The organism is Paraeggerthella sp. LCP19S3_G8, assembly GCF_052119225.1.
Lineage (GTDB): Bacteria > Actinomycetota > Coriobacteriia > Coriobacteriales > Eggerthellaceae > Paraeggerthella > Paraeggerthella hominis.
In genome coordinates this window covers 1-20,492 of record NZ_JBQKFQ010000015.1, presented here as the reverse complement: position 1 = coordinate 20,492, position 20,492 = coordinate 1, and the positions used below count along the sequence as shown (strand labels likewise).

The window sequence follows — 20,492 nt, the reverse complement described above, 5'->3', positions numbered from 1 at the left end:
TCTTATTTTAGTCGGTCGGCGCCGTTCTTGATGTTTTCGGGAAGTCTTTCGTGCAAGGGGGATGGGATTTTTTTCTTGCTGACGGCGTTGGCGATTGTGTAAACAATCAGGCCCGACCCCATTCCGGCTACAATGGGAATGGAGCTTGCCGTTCCCACCGTCAGGAAGCTCACGGTAACTGCGACCGAGCTTACCCCCAATGCGTATAGACCTGCCCTCGGGCTGAATCGCTTCAATACGAAGCTTGCCACGAGAGGCACGAACACGCATCCCGATAGGTATCCGTAGCAGATATCGATTCCAACGAGAACATCGTTTATCCATAGGGAGCAGATCATTACGATGATGCCTATGATGAGGGCGGATAGGCGAGTTGCCGTAACTTCCCGCAGATGACGGGATCGCTTTCCGCCGAAGCGTACGTACAGGTCGTTGTACAGGATAGTGGACGATGCGAGGATCGTGCCGCTAGAAACCGACATCGTGGCGGCCATGGCAGCTGCCAAAACAAGTCCGCGGATCCCTACGGGCAGAAATGTGGAAATTCCGGTTACGAATGCGTTCTGAGGATTGTCCAGATGGGGCAGAAGTACTGCTACGCTCATGCCGACGATCACCGTGGCGAACGCGTACATGATGCTGTAAAGGCCGGCTCCGATTGTGCCCCGCTTCGATACTTTTTCGTCTTTTGCAGTGAATATGCGTTGCCAGATGTCTTGGCCGATGATAAGCCCGGGAACGTATAACACGATATAGGAGAAGCTTTTGTCGAACCCCATGCTTCCCACTGAAAGGTACGCTTCGGGCACCTTGCTTACCAGCGCATCCCAGCCTCCGGCGGCTGAGATGCAGAAAAGAGGTGCAAGGATGAGAATGCCAATGGTCTTCACAACGAACTGCACGATATCGGTCATGGTGACCGACCACATTCCTCCTACGAATGTGTACAGTATTACGATGCCGCCGCCTAGCGCCATCGACAACGTAGGATCGAGCCCAATGGTTCCGTTGATGATCGTGCCTATGGATATGACTTGGACTACGCTGAGGGTGAGCGTGTATATGAGGGTGAGGACGGAGCTGAATACGCGGGCTGTGGGCCCGTAGCTGCTTTCCACTACTTCGTTCACGCTGAGCGCACGTAATTTTGACAGCTTGCTTGTTACGAGAAAGCCTGCGACGATCAATCCGAATCCAATGCTCAGGTTGAGCCATATGCCGCCGAATCCGAACTGGTAGCCCAGTTGGGCGCTGCCGATAGTGGATCCGCCTCCTAACGTAAGCGCCGCCATGCATCCAAAAAACAGGGGAAACGATAGTCGTCTGCCTGCAACCAGATAATCTTCTTGGGTTTTCGTGAATCGTGCGGCTACGAAGCCGATGGTCACGATGGCGACAAAGTACAGCGCGATGATGACGTAGTCGATAGACGAAAGAGCCATGTGCGACCTCCGCTTCTTTGGAAGAACCCGCCTTGTACCCCATCCTAGATTTTTGCTGTTCAGAATTGTTTGTTCAGACGAACAAAGCAGTTGGTTCCAGTTTTGTCCTTTCGTCCAGTGGGAGGTTGCTCCACCGCTTCGTATGATGCATGCAGTACCTGGCCTGCCAGGAGGGGTCGTGCCAATCGGGTGCGACGTCCGTCGGGGATTGGGACGCAGAGGCATCCAACGAAAGGAGCACTACATGACTAAGTCGGTATTCCAAGGACGCAGCCTCCTCTCCACGAGGGACTACACGAAAGACGAGCTGATGTATCTCATCGGATTCGCCGAGCATCTCAAGGATTTGAAGCAGCGCAATGTCGAGCATCATTATCTGGCGGGCAAGAACATTGCGCTTTTGTTCGAGAAGACATCCACCCGCACTCGCGCTGCGTTCACTACTGCGTGTATCGACTTGGGTGCGCACCCTGAATATCTGGGAAAGAACGATATTCAGCTGGGCAAGAAGGAAACGGTGCGCGACACCGCGCTCGTACTGGGTAGCATGTTCGACGGCATCGAGTTTCGCGGCTTCGCGCAGGAGCATGTCGAAGACCTTGCAAAGTACAGCGGCGTGCCGGTATGGAATGGCCTCACCGACAAAGAGCACCCCACGCAGATGCTGGCTGACTTCATGACTATGAAGGAAAACTTCGGCAAGTTGGAGGGTCTTACGCTGGCCTACTGCGGCCAAGGGCGCAACAACGTGCAGAACTCCCTTATGATCACAAGTGCTATCTTGGGTGTGAATTATTATAATGCCACGCCGGCCGAGCTCGAACCCGACCCGGCCATCGTTGAATTGGCCCGGGCTTTCGCTGCCGAAAGCGGGGCCACTATCACCGTAACGAATGACCCGATTGAGGCCGTGGAGAACGCGGATGCCATCTACACGAACGTGTGGGCGGCCATGGGCGAAGAGTCTCAGTTCGCCGAGCGCGTGAAGCTCATGTCTCCCTACCAGGTGAATGCCAGCCTGTTGTCGCACGTGAAGAATCCCGACTACATTTTTCTGCATTGCTTGCCGGCCTTCCACAACGCCGATACCGAATACGCTGCCGATATAGCCGAGCGCTTCGGCGTCAAAGAAATGGAAGTTACCGACGAGGTGTTCTATTCCGATCATGGACGCCAGTTCCAGCAGGCCGAGAATCGCATGCATACCATCAAGGCCATCATGGCGGCAACTCTGGGCGACCTGTACATTCCCCGCGTCTAATACGGCATCCCGGCACGCCGTGGGGTTCTGCGCAGGGCCCCACGGCAGCGCGGCCTGCAAGGATTCGCTTCGGCGGCACCCTTGGGGCTGCGCCCTGATACGCCGGAAGCGTCGAAGATAGGAGCTTCCATGTCAGACAATGAGCCCGCGAAGGGCAAGAAGAAATTCAAGATGCCGAACACGTACGTCATCTTGTTCGGGGTCATCTGCTTTATCGCCGTGCTCAGTTGGTTCGTGCCGGGCGGCGCGTACGAACTGAACGCCAACGGCGATGCTATTTCGGGGACATACCATATCGTCGAGTCGAACCCCCAGGGATTGTGGGACGTGCTCATGGCACCCATCACGGGCATGCTGGGTTCGGGTGCCATCAGCGGCGCCATCGCCATCTCGCTCACCATCCTCTTGTTCGGCAGCTTCCTCGAGATGATGGAGGAGACCGGTGCGGTGAAGACGGCGCTCAAGCGCATCACCATGAAGAACCAGAACAACATGCACCTGCTCATCGGTATCCTCGTGTGCCTTATGTCGTTCCTCGGTACCTTGGAAGGTGCCTACGAGGAAGGCATCGTGTACTTCCTCATGTTCGTGCCGGTGATCCTGGCGCTCGGGCTCGACACCGTAGTGGCCATCATGATCGTGGTGCTGGGCACGCAAGCCGGCTGTTTGGCCTCGACGGTGAACCCGTTCGCTACGGGTATAGCGTCGGGCATCGCGGGTATCTCGGCCGGCGACGGCATGGGCATGCGCGTGCTGATGCTCGTAGTGTTTACTGCGCTTGTAATCCTCATTATCAACCGCTATGCCGACAAAGTGAAGGCGTACCCTGAGAAATCGGTCCAGTTCTTCCGCCGGAAGCTCGACCTCATCGAGTTCCCGGTTTCTACCAACGAGAACTTGGATCTGTCGGGCCGTCAGAAAGGCGTGCTGGCCATCTTTGTCCTCACGTTCGCCATCATGGTAGTAGGGTGCGTGCCGTGGACGTCCATCAACCCGGATTGGACGTTCTTCGAGCAGTTCGTCGCGTGGATCGGGGTCACGCCGGTGCTGCGCGAGGTGCTAGGAAGCGATATCACGCCGTTCGGTTCGTGGTATTTCCCCGAGATCGCCATGCTCGTGATGGTGATGACGCTGCTCGCCGGCATCGTCATGCGCTACAAAGCCGACAAGATCATCGACACGCTGATCAAGGGTGCTGCCGGTCTGGTTTCCACCGCGTTCGTCGTGCCGCTGGCGCGAGGCATCCAGGTGGTGATGGACGGCGGCCAGATCACGCCCACCATCCTGCACATGTGCGAGAACACGCTGTCGGCCCTGCCTCCCGTTGCGTTCGTGATCGTAGCGCTGATTTGCTACTTTCTCATCGCATGCCTCATCCCGTCGTCAACGGGTTTGGCGGCTGCGACCATGGGCATCATGGCGGCGCTCTCGCAGTTCGCCGGCGTGGACGTAGCCATCATGGTGACCATCTACTGCATGGCGCTCGGTTTGGCCAAGATGATCTCGCCTACTTCGATCGTGGTGATGACCTGCACTTCGGCCGCCCATATGAGCTACGGCGATTGGGTGAAGAAAGCCGCGCCCATCGTGGGCTTCCTGTTCTTCGTGTGCTGCGTGTTCCTTACTGTGGCCGTGATGTTGTAATCCTCCGCTTTCCCGGGGCACCTCGCGTGCTCCGGTTCCCAGACGATCTTCGCGAACATACCAACGAAAGGAGCCTCCCATGGCTGAAGAGAAAGTGTACGTGTCCAACGCGACGAATCCCCTAAAGAAAGTGATGATGTGCTCGCCGCGCTACTACCAGTTCAACGGCATCAATGTGATCACCGCCGAGTGGATGAAGAAGGGCGACCAAGAGAAGAACGACGTCATGGTGGCCGAGTGGCAGATGCTCGTGGATGCCTACAAAGCCAACGGCATCGAGGTCGTGGAAGTGGAAGCGCGTCCCGAGTTCGAGGTGATGACGTTCGCCCGCGACTACGGCTGCATGATCAAGGAAGGCGCTGTGATCGGCCACTTCCGTCATCCGGTTCGCCAGGTCGAGGCCGTGGCGTACGAGAACAAGCTCAAGGAGATGGGTGTTCCCATCGTGGCGCGCGTGAACGCGGGCTGCATGGAGGGCGGCGACTTCTGGATGATCGACGAGCACACGCTGGCGTGGGGCCAGGTGGACCGCACTGACCAGGCTGGCGTCGATAATCTGCGCGATCAACTGCAGAAGCTTGGCTACACCGTAGTGGGCGTGCCGTGTCCGCCGGACAACCTGCACCTCGATATGATCTTCAACATCGTGGCCCCACAGGTGGCGCTGGCCTGCATCGACCAGCTTCCCTACAACTTCTTGCAGATGCTCAAGCGCCGCAACTTCGAGCTGATCCCCGTGGCTAGCGAGGACATGTACAAGCACGGCTGCAACGTGCAGTGCATCGGCGACGGCAAGGTCATCGCCATCGAGAAGAACAAGCACATCAACGACAAGATGCGCGCATTGGGCCTGGACGTGATCGACGTGCCGCTCGACCAGATCCTCCATGCGGGTGGCGGCCCCCACTGCCTCACGCAGCCCATCGAGCGTCCGTAATGGCGTCGTTCAGGAAGGCGGAGCATTTATGAAAGTTCTGATTTGCGATCATCCAGATTGCATGATGCCTGATCATACCTTGGAAATTGAAACGCTGAAGACGGGTCTTGGCTCTGATGTAGATGTTGAGGTGTACGAGTACGAAGACGGCAAGCGTGGCGAATTCTACGAGCATTTAGCTGATGCTGACGCGCTGCTTACGGCATTCGTTCCGGTGGATGCCGAGGCCATGGATCATGCTTCTCGACTCAAGGTGGTGTCGTTGAATTCGACGGGGTTCGATCAAGTTGATTTGGACGAGGCGACCAAGCGCGGCATTGGAGTGTGCCCTGTGGGCGAGTATTGTACATGGGACGTTTCGGAGAGCGCCATCGCTTACATGAGTGCGCTCAACAAGCACTTCAAGTTCTACCAAAAGGAAATTGACGAACGTCATAAATGGGATTATGCGGCAGCGCCTCAGTGGCCTCGTCTCGAGGATCAGGTGCTTGGCATCGTTGGGTTTGGAAAAATAGGGAAATGCACGGCCGAGAAGGCATCGGGACTGGTGAAAAGGATAATCGCATGCGATCCTTATGCGCCCAATGCGGATTTTGTTGAGCGAGGGGTGACGCAGGTCGACAAGAACGAACTACTTGCGGAGTCTGACATTATCGTGAACCACATGTGCTTGACCGACGACAACGAGCGCTATTTCGATGCTGCGGCGTTTGCCCGCATGGTTCGCAAGCCTTTGTTCATCAACCTTGGCCGCGGTTTGTGCGTGGACGAAGACGCTCTTGTCGAGGCTCTTGATGAAGGACGAGTACGCGCGTTCGGTGCCGACGTTCTGTATGACGAAACGCCCGATTTGGCATCCAATAAGCTGGTTGGTCGAGACAACGTTGTCATCACGCCGCATTCTGCGTTCTATTCAACCACGGCTATTGAAGATCTTGAGCGTTTGAGCTGCGAGAACATCGTTCATTTTCTCAGAGGGGAAAAAGAGAAGGTTTTCAAACTAGTCAATCAAGTGTAGCTGGCTTCTGATTTCCCGGATGCGATCGAGAATGAAGATCCGATCGCATCCGGACGGATCTGCCGAGGGAGATGCGTGCATGCATCGAATCGAATGCCGAAAGAGGGGTAGGAGCAAGAAGAAGGACGGCCGGTCTTGCCGAAAACCGGCGTTTCACCTGCGAGGTTTAATTCGGTTTACGGGCAGGAGCGCTCGGCTTGCTGCCGCTGTTCGCTTGCATAAACCCCTTTATGTCTTTTCATGGGACGCTGCGGTTCGTATGCTTTCGATGCCGAGCTCTTTCGGCTGTCGGCCTGTGTTTTCGTTATCGAAAGAAAGAGAGAAGCTATGCCTTATCAGAAGGGTGACGGCAAGTCCGTTGTCATCGCGCTGGGCGGCAACGCCCTGGGCAACACGCCCCAGGAGCAGCTCCAGCTGGTCAAGGACACCGCCAAGAACATCGTCGACATGGTCGAGGAGGGCACCAACGTCATCGTGTCCCATGGCAACGGCCCGCAGGTCGGCATGATCAACAACGCGTTCGCCTACGCGAGCGCCAACGACGGCAAGACCCCGGAGATGCCCTTCCCCGAGGCCGGCGCCATGAGCCAGGGCTACATCGGCTACCAGCTGTCCCAGGCCATCCTCAACGACATGAAGCTGCGCGGCATCGACCGCTCGACGGCCTGCGTCGTGACGCAGACCGTGGTCGACCCCGCCGACCCGGCGTTCCAGAACCCCACCAAGCCCGTCGGCGCCTTCCTCTCCGAGGAGGAGGCCAAGGCTAAGGCCGCCGAGACCGGCTGGACCTACAAGGAGGACGCGGGCCGCGGCTGGCGCCAGGTCGTCGCCTCCCCGAAGCCGGTCCGCATCGTCGAGTTCGACGCGGTCAAGGACCTCATGGACGCGGGCTACATCGTGGTGTCCACGGGCGGCGGCGGAGTGCCGGTGTTCGAGAAGGAGGGCCTGTACGAGGGCGTCCCCGCGGTCATCGACAAGGACCGCTCCAGCGCCAAGCTGGCCGCCGACTTCGGCGCCGACATGCTGGTGATCCTCACGGCCGTGGAGAAGGTCTGCATCAACTTCGGCAAGCCGGAGCAGGAGGAGATCTCCACCATGACGATCGCCCAGGCCGAGGAGTACATCGCCCAGGGCCAGTTCGCCCCCGGCTCCATGCTGCCGAAGGTCGAGGCCTGCATCGAGTACGTGCGCGCCTACCCCGAGGGCAAGGCCCTCATCACCAGCCTCGAGTGCGCCGCCGCGGGCCTCGAGGGCAAGACCGGCACCATCATCACGGCGTAGTTCCCGCCGCATCGTGCAGCGCCCCGCTCCCTTCCAAGTCGGAGGGGCGGGGCGCTCGTGCACCCCGTGCGTGGGCGCTTGCGCGTAAAAAATCCCTGCCGCTGGCAGCTTTTGACGGTTTGAGGTCGTTTGGTCTGGCGCCGTGAGCGTCCTTAGGAGTCCCATCCGACGTCACAATGTTCTGACCAGGCAAAATAAAAAGCGAGCAAAGAAGGGAGATAAGCGGAGCTCCTCTCGACGACCTCAAACCGTCAAAAACCGCCAGCGAGGGCGGTTTTTCGTGCGCAACTCCTCGAGGCTTGCTCCCTTTGGAATTTTGGGCACGACTCGAATTGTCACAGGTACCGATTCGCGCCCAGGTTTTCCAAGCGGCGGCCCCCGGCTCCCGGGGTTTCTTGTGGGGACGAGCGCGCTTGCAAGGTGTCGGGCGAGAGCGGAAGCATCAACCCGACCGGCTCCGATACGGGCCGCCATGTTCGGAAGGCTCGCCAAACCCTGGCCCGGCAACCGAAACCCCAACGACAGCATAGTTGATCGCGGCGACCTCCATTTTGCGCAAAACCGCCTTCGATACGGCCGCGTGCGTATCTGCGGTGGTTCGGTGCCGCGCTTTCGCGGTGAAAATGATGCCAGGCGGCGGGCTTTCCGCAGGCGCAACCTCGGGTTGTTTGGTATAGTGATGAGCCGATTGGACCATCGCAACGAGAAAGAACACCATGTCGTTAATCGTATGCAAATTCGGGGGCACGTCCGTCGCTTCGCCTGAGCGCATCCAGATGGTTGCGAAAAAGCTCATCGCGAAGAAGCAGGCAGGGCATGACGTCGTGGCCGTTGTGTCCGCTATGGGCAAGACGACCGACGAGCTGGTAGGCTTAGCCGCCTCGCTCAACGACAATCCGCCTGCTCGCGAGATGGATCGCCTGCTGTCCACGGGAGAGCAGGTTTCCATGACGCTTCTGGCCATGGCCATCGAGGCGCGCGGCTACAAGGCCATGAGCTTCACCGGACGCCAGGCCGGCATCGAGACGGACGGAACGCACGCCAAGGCCAAAATCGTGAAGGTGCACAACGAGCGCATCATGGATGCGGTTCGCAACGGCATGATCGCGGTGGTGGCCGGATTCCAGGGCATCGACGCGAACGGCGACATTACCACGCTCGGCCGCGGTGGGTCGGATACCACGGCGGTGGCGGTGGCGCATGGCCTTGGGGCCGATGTGTGCGAGATCTATTCGGACGTGGACGGCGTGTACACGGCTGACCCGCGCGTGTGCCCGCGCGCGCAGAAGCTCGACGTTATCAGCTACGACGACATGCTGGAGCTTTCCAGCTCGGGCGCGGGCGTGCTGCAGATGCGCGCCGTGGAGTTCGCGCGCAAATACCAGGTGGTCATTCATTCCCGTTCGGCGTTCTCTGATGCCGAAGGCACCTATATCAAGGAGGATACCGACATGATGGAGGAAGCCGTCATCACCGGCGTAGCTCACGACACGTCCGAGGTGAAATTCACGATTCGCGGCGTACCCGATATGACCGGCGTGGCTGCGAAGGTGTTCTCGGCGCTGGCGGGCAACAACGTGAGCGTGGACATGATCATCCAGAACATCTCGCTTGACGGCATCACCGACATCAGCTTTACGTGTCCGGGCGCCGATCAGCAGCGTGCGTGCGAAACGGTGGAGCGCATCCTGCCGGATATCAACGCGCGTGAGTACGATGTTGACGAGGATATTGCGAAGGTGAGCTTGGTGGGAACGGGCATGAAGTCGTCGCCCGGCGTGGCCGCAAAGGCGTTCCAAACGCTTGGCGAGAACCAGATCAACATCCTGGCCATTTCCACATCGCCTATCCGCTTGTCCGTGGTGGTGGACGGCGCGCAAACCGCGCAGGCCGTGCGCTGCCTGCATACGGCGTTTGACCTGGATTCCGATAGCGTGTTCGAGGAAACGCAGCTGAGCGCCGAAGAAATCGCTGCGAAGATGAACAAGGGTCGGTAAAGGTTGCGTCGTTCGGCAGAACGACGCAACCCCTCTCGCTGACTGACTGCGCCAACCTGGAGCCCCGCTTCAACCTGGGCGGCGCGCGCAAGCGGCAGAGACACGCATGCAACCTGAACGTCAACCTGGAAACAAGGGGAAAGGGAGATTACCGATGGCTTGGACGAAGGAAATACCGGCGAACCCGGTGGTGGCTATTGCAGGAGCAACGGGAGCCGTGGGCGCCGAGTTCTTGCAGGTGCTGCATGACCTGGACTTTCCCGCGAGCGAAGTGCGCGCGTTGGCGTCCGCTCGTTCGGCAGGCAAGGCTTTGCCGTTCTTGGGCTGCGGACAGGTGCCGGCAGGCGACCTGATCGTGCAGGAGATGACCCCCGAGTCGTTCCAGGGTGTGGATATCGCGCTGTTCAGCTGCGGAGCCGGCATGTCCAAGCAAATGCGCCAAGCCGTAGTGGACGCTGGCGCCGTGATGATCGATAACTCCAGCGCGTTTCGCATGGGCGAGGACGTGCCGCTGGTGGTGCCCGAGGTGAACCCTGCGGACGTGGCTTGGCACAACGGCGTGATCGCGAACCCGAACTGCTCCACCATCCAGATGGTGGTGGCGCTCAAGCCCCTGTACGACCTGTCGCCGATCACGCGCGTGGTGGTGTCTACGTACCAGGCGGCCAGCGGCGGCGGCGCGCCGGCCATGGAGGAGCTGTACAGTCAGACGAAGGACTTCCTGGGCGGCACGCCTTCCGAGGATCTGACGGTCGAGGTGTTTCAGCATCGCATCGCGTTCAACTGCATTCCCCACATCGACGTGTTCATGGACGACGACTACACCAAGGAAGAGTGGAAGATGGTCGTCGAGACGCAGAAGATCATGGGCGATCAGAACGTCAAGGTTGCGCCTACGTGCGTGCGCGTGCCCGTGCTGCGCTGCCATGCCGAGTCGGTGAACGTGGAATTCGCCGACGAGGTGAGCGTGGAGGCTGCGCGCGAAGCGCTCGAAGCGTTCGAGGGCATCACCGTCATGGACGACGGCGCTACTAACACGTATCCTATGCCGGGCCTTCTGGCGGGGACCAACGACACCTACGTTGGTCGCTTGCGCAAGGATCCCACGGTTGAGCACGGCCTGGCGTTCTGGGTGGTCGCCGATCAGATTCGCAAGGGCGCAGCCCTTAACGCGGTGCAGATCGCGCAGCTGCTTCTGCCGTAAAGCCCATATGGCAAAGCTCTTATTCGACGGCCGCCTGCTTGGGCGGCCGTCGTTGCGAAATGAAGGGAAAGGGGTAGGGCAGGGGTGCGTTTCTTCGTCTTGCCCCTTTGCTTCGTTCGCCTCGCTTCGCCGTTGTCCGCTTGCGGGAAGGCGCGTTCGGCGCAACGCATCGAGGACGCGGCGCGGATGAACTTGCGCTCGCTTGCCGCGCTGCGTTCGGACGCTCCTGCATTTCGCCAGGTGGTTGGTTTCGGTGCCGAAACAAACGTGCCCTTTCGGATTCGTGCGGATCTTTTAAGGTAAGCTAACGCATCGGACATATTCGCGAAGAAGGAGGGGCCATGCTGGTGGGTTGGGTGCGGGCATTGGTGAACCCTCCTGAGTTCTCGGACTATCGCGAGGCCGTGCGTGAGCAGAATCTGTCCATGATGAAGGGCTTGTGCCTCGGCTGCTTGATCGTATCGTTCGGCGCCGTGCTCCTGGAGCTTATTGACGCCTCGTTCGGATTCAAAGGCGCGGGCGCGTATGCGCTTGCGGCGCTTTCCGTCGTGGGCTGCGTGAGCACGCGAACCGTTCTTGCCCGCCGCCTGGATATCGTGCTGGTTGCGTACTACGCGTTCTTGGGCCTGATGTTGCTTTTGTTCATGCTCATGGGAACCGTATGGGATACCGAATCGGCGGCTATCACGTTCATCATGTTCATGGTGATGCTGCCTTTGTTCGTGCTTGATCGGCCGTGGCGCATCGCTCTTTTCATCGGAGCCGCAACGGCTTTGTTCTGCTTTTTGGCCACGATGTTCAAAAGCCCGGAATTGGCGTTGGCCGATGTGAGGAACAGCGTATCGTTTTGCTTCATGGGCATTGCGATAAACGCGGCGTTCATGCGGGTCAAGCTGAACGATGTGGTGACCAGGGCGGAATTCGAGAAGCTCAGCACTATCGATTCGCTGACGGGGGTGCTCAACCGTCGTTCGGGGGAAAGCCTGATCGAGTGGCTGCTCGAGGCTCGTGAAGAAGGCGTGCTGTCGGCGCTTGCCATGGTGGACATTGACGACTTCAAGCAGGTGAACGACACGCACGGGCATAGCGTGGGCGATGGCGTCCTGCTCAGCGTCACGCAGGCGATCGAGCGCGAATTGCGGCCCGGCGACGTGCTGTGCCGGCTGGGCGGCGACGAGTTCGTCGTGTTCTTCTCGAAGCTTGCGTCGCGGGAGGAAGGGGTTGCTCTTGCTCAGCGGTTCGTGGAGAACGTTCGGAAAGGTCACGAAGAAGCCACGGGAACAAGCGTGAGCGTGGGGGTGGCGTACTGTCCGGATTCGGGAACCGATTTCGCTTCGCTGTACCAGGCGGCCGATCAGGCGCTGTATCGTTCGAAGGGCGAGGGGAAGAATCGGGTTGCGTGCGCCGGGCAGGTTGCCTGACTCCGCGCTTTGTTTCAATCTTTGCGAGTGAAGCTTTATACTGTGCCCCATGAAAAAAATTCGATTGGATACGCTCCTGGTGGAGCAGGGCTATTTTCCCCATGCGGACGCCGCGTTGCGTGCGGTGCTGGCGCATGAGGTGAAGGTGGACGACGTGTACGCAACCAGCGCGGCCGTGAAGGTTTCGCCGGACGCCGACGTGGTGGTGAAGAATCGCAAGCGCTTCGTTTCGCGCGGCGGGCATAAGCTGCAAGGCGCGCTCGACGCGTTCGGGCAGAGCGCGTCCGGCATGCGCTGCATCGACATCGGCTCGTCGACCGGCGGGTTCAGCGATTGCTTGCTGCAGGCGGGCGCGGCCTCTGTGGCGTGCGTGGACGTCAACTACGGGCAGCTTGCCTGGAAGCTGAGGCAAGACCCGCGCGTAAGCGTGTTCGAGCGGACGAACATCAAGCTTGCCGATCCGGGCAGTCTGGGCGCTCCGTTCGACATGCTAGTGGCCGATCTCAGCTTCATCGGGTTGGCGCAGCTTGCACCCGTGTTCGCGCGGCTTTCGCATCCGGGGTCTATCTTCATCGGCTTGGTGAAGCCTCAGTTCGAGTCGCGCGCGGGCGAAACGGAAGGCGGCGTGGTGCGCGATGCGGCCGTGCGCGAGCGCACGGTGGCCGAGGTACGCGAGGCGCTCGAGGATGCCGGGTTCGACGCGACGGGCGTGGTGGAGTCTCCCATCACGGGCCCGGAAGGCAACGTGGAGTATTTGGTGCGCGCGGTATTCGAAGGGTCTGGTGCATGACGGAGCTGTTCTCTGCGAGAAGCTTTTCGGGCGCATGTCAAGAGCGCCTTTCCCCGTCGTTTTTTGGAACCAGCTTAGTACTCGTTTGGATACAATGCATTTTGTATGCTCGCTACATTTGGGTTGATTCCGGGTTAACCACTGTTGAGATCAACTTTGCGCGCTGCGCGTGCATCGTGGCGCTGGGAGCAATCGCGCTTCGAAAGCCGTTCTCTCATCGAATGCAAACGATGCTCGGCTGGACGTCGATCTTGTTGATGACGTTGGGCAGCTTGTTGTTTTTCGTGCAATCGCTTATGCCCGATCTTCCGTTTACCTTGGTTGCGGCGATTTGCTCCGGGATCGGTTTGACTTGGGGCGGCGGCATGTGGATCAATTTCTACGTACGCCTTGGCCTGCGCGAGGCGTTGCTGGTCGCGTTCGGGTCGTTGGCCATTTCCACCGTCATAGGCATTTTCATAGGCTACGTGGAGGCGAAGACTGCGTTTTTCATAAGCATGCTTTTGCCGGTGGTCATTCTGGTCATGTATCTTCAGGCTCAGAAGGTGCTTGATGCACGCGAGGCGTGCGGAATCGTTACTCCGTCGCCGGATGACGTGTACGCGCACGAGCCTCGTTCAACTCTCGTGCGTTTGATTGTGGGCATCGCCTTGTTCAGTTTCGTGCTTGGCGTGTCGCGAGGTTTTCCGTTCGGGGAATCAATCAAGCTCTCGCCTTCGTTTCAGCTAGTGCAACACGTGGGTGTGACGGTTGCGGCGCTTGGCGTTATGTGGTGGGCGCTCGTCAAAGGCCGACGCCTGCGATTTTCGGTTTTATGGCAGGCGCAGCTTGCCGCTCTCGCGGTGGGCGTAATCATGTTGTCCACGCTTGATCCGTTTACCGGTCAAATCGGAGCTACGCTCATTGCTGTCACGAATTTGTTCCAGGTGGGCTTTCTTTGGTTCACCTCGTACGATGTTGCGCGTCATCGTGCTTTGCCACCGTACCTGGTCGTAGGTTTCTTTTGGTTCCTTCATCTGTTTTTTCGCGAGAGCGGGCGATTGGTCATGTTGGGGATAGGAAACCACGGAGGATTCGAGCAGATGCTGGTGATTGCGGGGATGATTTGCCTGCTTGCTATGAGCGTGGGTTTCCTGCTGACGGATGCCATTCCGCGGACAAGGCCGCTGTTTGCGGAGGATTGCTTGGATGGGGGAGCTCCGTCCACTCGGGAGGAGTGCCCCGTATTCTCTGCGCTTGCAAACGGGGACGTGCGCGTTCCCGACGAATCGGATCGCTTGATGCAGGTGCGCGAGCAGTACGGCTTGACCAAGCGTGAGACCGAAGTCCTTTCCTTTCTTGCGGAGGGGCGCAGTTCGTCTTACATCGCCGGGGAATTATACCTTTCGGACAATACCGTTCGTAGCTATGTGAAGAACATCTATCAGAAGCTTGACGTTCATTCGAAGCAGGATCTTATTGACTTCATGAAAAAATGACCGATTGGCGCCTTGCGTCCCTGGCTTCTTGCCGCCTGGTTTCGCATGTTCGGGCATCTCGTGAAAGCCCGGCGTTTGAAGTGAACCCCTAAAGTTAGACCAAATTTAATAAAATCGGTCACGACTTTAGGGGTTTCTTATGCCACGGGCTTTCGTTGGAGGGATCAATCTTGTTGAGCGGCCTGTCGATGCGTCGTCAGCCTGCAATAGCGGAGCGGGCTGCGATGCGCCCGAAGATCAGGCACTCCGCGACATTGCCGCCACCTTGGTACACGCCGCTCCAAATGGAGCCGAATTCGCCCGCAGAGTACAGGTGCGGAATGGGGGTTCCATCCGGATCGAGGATTTCTGCTTTGGCATTGCGAACGGGTCCACCGTCGGTGTTGAGGAATGCGGGACAGCATAACTGCGCGTAAAACGGAGGGGTGGAGATGGGGGAGAGAGTCTTTGCTGGTCGATGGAAGAAGATGTCGGCGCCGTTTGTGCAGCATTCGTTCCATTGGTCTACCGTGGTTTTTAACTCGCTTGCGGGAACGCCCATCTGGTTGGCTAGTTCCTCGATGCTGCTTGCGGAATAGGCGAGCTTGTCTGCAACCGGGTCGGACGTGGTGGAAGCAGGTATGGCTCCCGCCTCCAGACCTTGCTGGTCGAATACGAACCATGCTTTGCTTGGCTGGGCGAGGTGAGGCCATTCGCCGCCGATTTGCATGTGGCCATGGCGACTTCCAACGGCTAGGGATACGTTGTCCCTGTACGCGATATCCGACTTGTTGCTATAGCCATCCCAATCCATATAGTAGCGACGTCCGTTTGCTCCCACCGTGATGCCGAATTGCTTCGGGCACGGCGAAATGATCTGGTTGTTCGTGAACTTCGTGTTCGCCAAATCCCGTCCGGCCATCCAGAAGCCCGCAACATGTTCCATGTGCCAAAAATCCGCACCGATTTTCATGCACGCCTTATGCCCGTCTCCGGTGTTCAAGTCTTCGATGGCGGGGTGCGCGGCTCCTTGCCCAATGAAGTCTTGGCGCATGGTGGGGTTTGCCTCGAAGCCTCCTGTGCACATGATGACGCCCTTGTTTGCCTTCACGTTTTTGCCACCAATGACGGCGCCGAGGATCTCTTTCGTGGCCGGGTCTTGCACGAGCTCGCTGAGCGGGGCTTCGGTGCGGTATTCGATAACGTCAGCATGGCTGGTTATGATGCTGTCGAGCAGCTTGGTAATATGCTTCGCGCCTTTGATTTCAACGTCTTTCTTGCCGGCTATCGTGAGTTTTCCCAATGAATAGCAGTGTTCGAACTCAGGCCATTCGGGCGTAGGAGCCAAGGGGTCGTCCTTTGTGCTGGGCGGGATGATGGACGCTTCTTCCAGCGCTCCTCCCAAGGTGTTGAATACCCAGTCGTAATTTTCGGCAGCCCCCTTGGCATAGGCCGCAATTACGTCGTCAGGCGTGGTTCCTTCGCTGCCGCGCATTTCGAGCATGTACTGGTTGAACGCGTTTTCGTCGTTTGTGTAAACGATGGTCCCTTTGCAGAAAGGGCTGTTGCCGCCCGGCATGGTGCCTTTTTCGGCTAGTAGGCATGTCGCGCCGTTTCCTTCGAGGGCAACCGTGATTGCGGCGGCTTGGCCTGCGCATCCAGCGCCAACAACCACTACGTCGAACTCTTCGTCCCATTTTGTGTCGGCGCCTTTGGCTGTCGAGCCCTTATCCGAACTGTTCGATGCTCCCTGCGGTGCGCATCCGACGATGCTAAGGCCTGCGGCGCCTGCAAGCGCCACGCCTGCGGTCTTGAGAAATGTGCGACGACTCTGGTTTGCAAGACTGCTTGTTTCTCCCATGCGAATCCTCCTTGGTTCGATTCATACGCAACGGCTGTTGCGCATGTGCTGAAGAAGATCCTAGAAAAAGAGGCTTTTGCGCGGCACACCCCAAGTGCGGTGTTTTGCGCGGCAATGTGGCTCCCCTGCAAAACGAGGGGGTGCGGCGGCGTTGCCGTTGACCTGCTTGAATTGTGCAGGAAAACCGTGCAATCGTTTTGCGTGCGTGAAGTGCCCTACGATCGATGCTCGTTTTCGGGAAGCACGCCTCGTATGACCCCTTCTTGTCCAAATATGCGACAATAGGCCGATGCAGTTGTGCAGGCGCGGCTATGAGCGGCGACCTGCGCGAAATTGAGAACAAGGAGCATCCGTGGCGGAATTCATTTATCAAATGTACAAGGCGCGCAAGGCGCATGGCGACAAGGTCATCTTGGACGACGTGTCGCTGTCGTTCTATCCCGGCGCCAAGATTGGCGTGGTGGGCCCCAACGGCATGGGCAAGTCGACGCTGCTCAAGCTGATGGCCGGTCTTGAGGAGGTCTCGAACGGCGAGGCGCGTCTCTCTCCCGGTTACACGGTGGGCATTCTGCAGCAGGAGCCGCCGCTCGATGAGGACAAGACCGTCCTGGAGAATATCGAGCTGGCGTTCGGCGAGGTCAAGGCGAAGATCGATCGCTTCAACAAGATCGGCGAACTCATGGGCGAGCCCGACGCTGACTTTGACGCGCTCATGGCGGAGATGGGCGAGCTTCAGGACGCCATCGATGCGGCGAACGGCTGGGACCTGGACAGCCAGCTGTCCCAGGCCATGGACGCGCTGCAGTGCCCCGATCCCGACATGCCGGTGAACGTGCTGTCCGGCGGCGAGCGCCGTCGCGTGGCGCTGTGCCGCCTGCTGCTCGAGGCTCCCGACCTGTTGCTTTTGGACGAGCCGACCAACCACTTGGACGCCGAGTCCGTGCTGTGGCTGGAGCGTTTCCTCAAGAACTACCAGGGCGCTGTTCTGGCCGTCACGCACGACCGCTACTTCCTGGACAACGTGGCCGAGTGGATCTGCGAGGTTGACCGCGGCAGCTTGTTCCCGTACAAGGGCAATTACTCCACGTACCTGGAGACGAAGGCCGCGCGCCTGGAGGCCCAGGGCCAGCGCGATGCGAAAATGGCGAAGCGCTTGCAGTCCGAGCTCGAATGGGTTCGTTCCAGCCCGAAGGCTCGCCAGGCGAAGAGCAAGGCCCGTCTTGAGCGCTACGAGCAGATGGCTGCCGAAGCTGCCGCATCGAAGAAGCTCGACTTCACCGACATCCAGATTCCCGTGGGCCCGCGCCTGGGGTCGAAGGTGCTCGTGGCCGAGCATCTGCACAAGGCGTTCGGGGACCGCGTGCTGATCGACGACTTGTCCTTCGAGCTGCCGCGCAACGGCATCGTGGGTGTGATCGGCCCGAACGGCGTGGGCAAAACCACGCTGTTCAAGGCGATCGTGGGCTTGGAGGAGCTAACTTCGGGTTCGCTCGACATCGGCGAGACGGTGAAGATCTCCTACGTCGACCAGAACCGCGCGGGCCTCGACCCGAAGGCGAACGTGTGGGAGGCCGTGTCCGGCGGCACCGATTACATTCGCGTGGGCGAGACCGAAATCCCGACGCGCGCGTACGTGGCCAGCTTCGGCTTCAAGGGTTCCGACCAGCAGAAGCCCACGGGCGTGCTGTCCGGCGGCGAGCGCAACCGCTTGAACCTGGCGCTCACGCTGAAAGAGGGCGGCAACCTGCTGCTTTTGGACGAGCCGACCAACGATCTGGACGTCGAAACGCTCGAGTGCTTGGAAGAGGCGCTGTTGGCGTTCCCGGGTTGCGCCGTGGTGGTCAGCCACGACCGCATGTTCCTGGACCGCGTTGCCACGCACATCCTGGCATGGGAGGGCACCGACGAGAATCCCGGCAACTGGTTCTGGTTCGAGGGCAACTTCGAGTCCTACCAGAAGAACAAGGTGGAGCGCTTGGGCGAAGAGGCCGCGAAGCCGCATCGCATCCATCGCAAGCTCACGCGCGACTAGCGCATTGTCCAACCGGTTTCAAACGAAGGGGCTGCATCAAACGTGATGCAGCCCCTTTTCGGTGTGTCCGGCGCGTTCGGCAGAGCTTTGCTGGGTCGATTCGCGCCCATAATGGTGCGGGAGGCGGTCCGTGACCGCCTCCGGGAAGCGCGCTAGTTTTTCAGCGAGTTGATCGGCGCGGGCATGCGGCCGCCGCGATGGGCGAACACCGTGCCTGCATGCTGGTTGACCGGCATGACGGGCGCGTAGCCCAGCAGGCCGCCGAAGTCCAGCTGGTCGCCTACCTGCTTGCCGATTGCGGGGATAACGCGCACGGCGGTGGTCTTGTTGTTGATCATGCCGATGGCGCATTCGTCGGCGATGATGCCGAAGATGGTCTCGACGCTGGTGTCGCCGGGCACCGCGATCATGTCCAGGCCCACCGAGCATACGCAGGTCATGGCCTCGAGCTTCTCCAGGGACAAGGCGCCGGATTCCGCCGCGCGAATCATGCCGGCATCCTCGGACACGGGAATGAACGCGCCGGACAGGCCGCCGACCGATGACGACGCCATGACGCCGCCCTTCTTCACGGCGTCGTTGAGCATGGCGAGCGCGGCCGTGGTCCCCGGACCGCCGCACTGGCCAACGCCGATGGCTTCCAGAATTTCCGCCACCGAATCGCCTTCGGCCGGCGTAGGGGCCAGCGAAAGATCCAGGATGCCCTGCTGCACGCCCAAGCGGCGCGATGCTTCGCGCGCCATCAGCTCGCCCGCGCGCGTGATCTTGAACGCGGTAGCCTTGATGGCTTCGGCAACCGACGTGATGTCGGCGTCTTTTGGCAGATCGGCCAGCACGGCGCGCACCACACCGGGTCCCGATACGCCCACGTTCACCACGGCGTCGGCCTCGCCTGATCCGTGGAACGCGCCGGCCATGAAGGGGTTGTCCTCCACGGCGTTGCAGAATACCACCAGCTTGCCTGCGCCGATACACTGGCGGTCGGCCGTGGCTTCGGCCGTCTGCTTCACGATGCCGGCCATCTTGAAGGCGGCGTCCATGTTGATGCCCGCGCGCGTGGATCCCACGTTCACGCTCGAGCATACGTTGTCGGTTGCGGCCAACGCGTGGGGGATCGACTCCATCAGCGTGTTGTCGGCTTTCGAGGCTCCCTTGTGCACGAGCGCGCTGAAGCCGCCCACGAAGTCGACGCCCACTTCCTTGCCGGCTTTGTCCATGGCCACGGCGATGGGCGTGAAGTCGGTTGCGTTGGTAGCTGCGCAGATTTCGGCGATAGGCGTGACGGAGATGCGCTTGTTCACGATGGGGATGCCGTACTCGCGCTCCAGCTGTTCGGCGGTGGGAACCAGCCGTTCGGCGGCGCTGGTCATGCGGTCGTAGACCTTGCGGGCCATAACGTCGATGTCGGCGTCGGTGCAACCGCGCAGGTTCAGGCCCAGCGTGATGGTTCGGATGTCCAGGTGCTGCTTGCTCACCATCGCAAGCGTCTCGGCGATTTCTGCCGGCGTGATCTGCATGGCGTCCTGTCTTTCTCTCTGGCGTTTGGGTATCGGTACAGTCTAGCAAATTATAGGGCGGGATGCCGGGCGAGACGGGGGGACGCTGCCGACGTGACGAAATTGCGCGCGCAAAACCGCCTTCGCTGGCAGGTTTTGACGGTTTGGGGTCGTTTGATCTGCCGGATCAAGCGACCGCGACAGCATGCTTCGACCATGCAACGCCGTGACCAGGCAAAACGAAAATCGGGCCAAGCAACGATGAAAACGATGCCCGACTCGACGACCCCAGACCGTAAAAACCTGCCAGCGAAGGCGGTTTTTCGTGCGCAACTCGGTAATGCAGGGGAGTGCAGGGTGATGCGGGGTAGTGCGGGGGCGCTCTGCCCGGGCCCGCCCCCGCCGCCTCCGCAGCTCCATGCGCATGGGGGCGCTTTGCCCCCATGCGATCCCGATGCGGGTGCGCGGGCATTGGGGGGGGGGGGGGGGGGGGGGGGGGGGGGGGGGGGGGGGGGGGGGGGGGGGGGGGGGGGGGGGGGCCGGGGGGGGGGGGGGGGGGGGGGGGGGGGGGGGGGGGGGGGGGGGGGGGGGGGGGGGGGGGGGGGGGGGGGGGGGGGGGGGGGGGGGGGGGGGGGGGGGGGGGGGGGGGGG

At 60.0% G+C, this 20,492-nt stretch carries 14 protein-coding genes; 11 read left to right on the top strand and 3 right to left on the bottom strand.

Features of this window, described 5'->3' with window-relative positions; translation table 11 throughout:
• Positions 1 to 2: 2 nt before the first annotated feature.
• The gene (locus ACTQZK_RS12270; RefSeq protein WP_225749893.1) at positions 3 to 1,442 is read right to left on the bottom strand and encodes a sodium:solute symporter; all 1,440 of its coding nucleotides are present in this window, start codon (positions 1,440 to 1,442) and stop codon (positions 3 to 5) included.
• Positions 1,443 to 1,686: 244 nt separating this feature from the next.
• Here ACTQZK_RS12270 and argF point away from each other — a divergent pair, with 244 nt between their 5' ends.
• From argF to ACTQZK_RS12220, 10 genes are all read left to right on the top strand, one after another.
• Positions 1,687 to 2,703: an ornithine carbamoyltransferase gene (gene argF / locus ACTQZK_RS12265; protein ID WP_114567343.1), complete on the top strand. Its 1,017-nt coding sequence runs from the start codon at positions 1,687 to 1,689 to the stop codon at positions 2,701 to 2,703.
• A gap of 129 nt (positions 2,704 to 2,832) precedes the next feature.
• Entirely contained in the window at positions 2,833 to 4,347 is a 1,515-nt protein-coding gene (locus tag ACTQZK_RS12260) for a YfcC family protein (RefSeq protein ID WP_216529960.1), read from the top strand.
• Positions 4,348 to 4,426: 79 nt separating this feature from the next.
• On the top strand, positions 4,427 to 5,284 hold the full coding sequence (locus ACTQZK_RS12255) for a dimethylarginine dimethylaminohydrolase family protein (protein WP_216529959.1): 858 nt from the start codon (positions 4,427 to 4,429) through the stop codon (positions 5,282 to 5,284).
• A gap of 28 nt (positions 5,285 to 5,312) precedes the next feature.
• A complete protein-coding gene (locus tag ACTQZK_RS12250) occupies positions 5,313 to 6,302 on the top strand; it encodes an NAD(P)-dependent oxidoreductase (RefSeq protein ID WP_114567340.1) in 990 nt (329 codons plus the stop codon).
• A gap of 327 nt (positions 6,303 to 6,629) precedes the next feature.
• Complete coding sequence (gene arcC, locus ACTQZK_RS12245; protein WP_114568045.1) at positions 6,630 to 7,583, top strand: carbamate kinase; 954 nt, start codon at positions 6,630 to 6,632, stop codon at positions 7,581 to 7,583.
• A gap of 716 nt (positions 7,584 to 8,299) precedes the next feature.
• Positions 8,300 to 9,580, top strand: coding sequence for an aspartate kinase (locus tag ACTQZK_RS12240; RefSeq protein WP_114566456.1), 1,281 nt, complete (start codon positions 8,300 to 8,302; stop codon positions 9,578 to 9,580).
• Positions 9,581 to 9,734: 154 nt separating this feature from the next.
• Positions 9,735 to 10,784: an aspartate-semialdehyde dehydrogenase gene (locus tag ACTQZK_RS12235; protein ID WP_441899708.1), complete on the top strand. Its 1,050-nt coding sequence runs from the start codon at positions 9,735 to 9,737 to the stop codon at positions 10,782 to 10,784.
• 341 nt (positions 10,785 to 11,125) lie between these two features.
• Positions 11,126 to 12,205, top strand: a complete 1,080-nt coding sequence (locus ACTQZK_RS12230) for a GGDEF domain-containing protein (RefSeq protein ID WP_225749890.1) — start codon at positions 11,126 to 11,128, stop codon at positions 12,203 to 12,205.
• 49 nt (positions 12,206 to 12,254) lie between these two features.
• Complete coding sequence (locus ACTQZK_RS12225; protein WP_216528996.1) at positions 12,255 to 12,995, top strand: TlyA family RNA methyltransferase; 741 nt, start codon at positions 12,255 to 12,257, stop codon at positions 12,993 to 12,995.
• A gap of 365 nt (positions 12,996 to 13,360) precedes the next feature.
• Complete coding sequence (locus ACTQZK_RS12220) at positions 13,361 to 14,473, top strand: helix-turn-helix transcriptional regulator (RefSeq protein WP_418830552.1); 1,113 nt, start codon at positions 13,361 to 13,363, stop codon at positions 14,471 to 14,473.
• Between the two features lie 196 nt (positions 14,474 to 14,669).
• Here the strand turns inward: ACTQZK_RS12220 and ACTQZK_RS12215 are convergent, their stop codons facing one another.
• Positions 14,670 to 16,313, bottom strand: a complete 1,644-nt coding sequence (locus tag ACTQZK_RS12215) for an FAD-dependent oxidoreductase (protein ID WP_114566462.1) — start codon at positions 16,311 to 16,313, stop codon at positions 14,670 to 14,672.
• Between the two features lie 352 nt (positions 16,314 to 16,665).
• On the opposite strand from ACTQZK_RS12215, the gene ettA reads away from it, so the two are divergent.
• Positions 16,666 to 18,345, top strand: coding sequence for an energy-dependent translational throttle protein EttA (gene ettA, locus ACTQZK_RS12210; protein WP_418830550.1), 1,680 nt, complete (start codon positions 16,666 to 16,668; stop codon positions 18,343 to 18,345).
• A gap of 152 nt (positions 18,346 to 18,497) precedes the next feature.
• Here ettA and ACTQZK_RS12205 read toward each other — a convergent pair whose 3' ends face one another.
• Complete coding sequence (locus ACTQZK_RS12205) at positions 18,498 to 19,862, bottom strand: PFL family protein (protein ID WP_114566464.1); 1,365 nt, start codon at positions 19,860 to 19,862, stop codon at positions 18,498 to 18,500.
• Positions 19,863 to 20,492: the final 630 nt, after the last annotated feature.

Excerpts from the sequence above, each read along its gene's own strand:
- argF (WP_114567343.1), top strand. The coding sequence starts at position 1,687 with ATGACTAAGTCGGTATTCCAAGGACGCAGCCTCCTCTCCACGAGGGAC.
- ACTQZK_RS12235 (WP_441899708.1), top strand. The coding sequence starts at position 9,735 with ATGGCTTGGACGAAGGAAATACCGGCGAACCCGGTGGTGGCTATTGCA.
- ACTQZK_RS12215 (WP_114566462.1), bottom strand. The coding sequence starts at position 16,313 with ATGGGAGAAACAAGCAGTCTTGCAAACCAGAGTCGTCGCACATTTCTC.
- ACTQZK_RS12255 (WP_216529959.1), top strand. The coding sequence starts at position 4,427 with ATGGCTGAAGAGAAAGTGTACGTGTCCAACGCGACGAATCCCCTAAAG.
- ACTQZK_RS12230 (WP_225749890.1), top strand. The coding sequence starts at position 11,126 with ATGCTGGTGGGTTGGGTGCGGGCATTGGTGAACCCTCCTGAGTTCTCG.
- ACTQZK_RS12270 (WP_225749893.1), bottom strand. The coding sequence starts at position 1,442 with ATGGCTCTTTCGTCTATCGACTACGTCATCATCGCGCTGTACTTTGTC.
- ACTQZK_RS12250 (WP_114567340.1), top strand. The coding sequence starts at position 5,313 with ATGAAAGTTCTGATTTGCGATCATCCAGATTGCATGATGCCTGATCAT.
- ACTQZK_RS12205 (WP_114566464.1), bottom strand. The coding sequence starts at position 19,862 with ATGCAGATCACGCCGGCAGAAATCGCCGAGACGCTTGCGATGGTGAGC.
- ACTQZK_RS12225 (WP_216528996.1), top strand. The coding sequence starts at position 12,255 with ATGAAAAAAATTCGATTGGATACGCTCCTGGTGGAGCAGGGCTATTTT.
- ACTQZK_RS12220 (WP_418830552.1), top strand. The coding sequence starts at position 13,361 with ATGTGGATCAATTTCTACGTACGCCTTGGCCTGCGCGAGGCGTTGCTG.
- arcC (WP_114568045.1), top strand. The coding sequence starts at position 6,630 with ATGCCTTATCAGAAGGGTGACGGCAAGTCCGTTGTCATCGCGCTGGGC.
- ACTQZK_RS12240 (WP_114566456.1), top strand. The coding sequence starts at position 8,300 with ATGTCGTTAATCGTATGCAAATTCGGGGGCACGTCCGTCGCTTCGCCT.
- ACTQZK_RS12260 (WP_216529960.1), top strand. The coding sequence starts at position 2,833 with ATGTCAGACAATGAGCCCGCGAAGGGCAAGAAGAAATTCAAGATGCCG.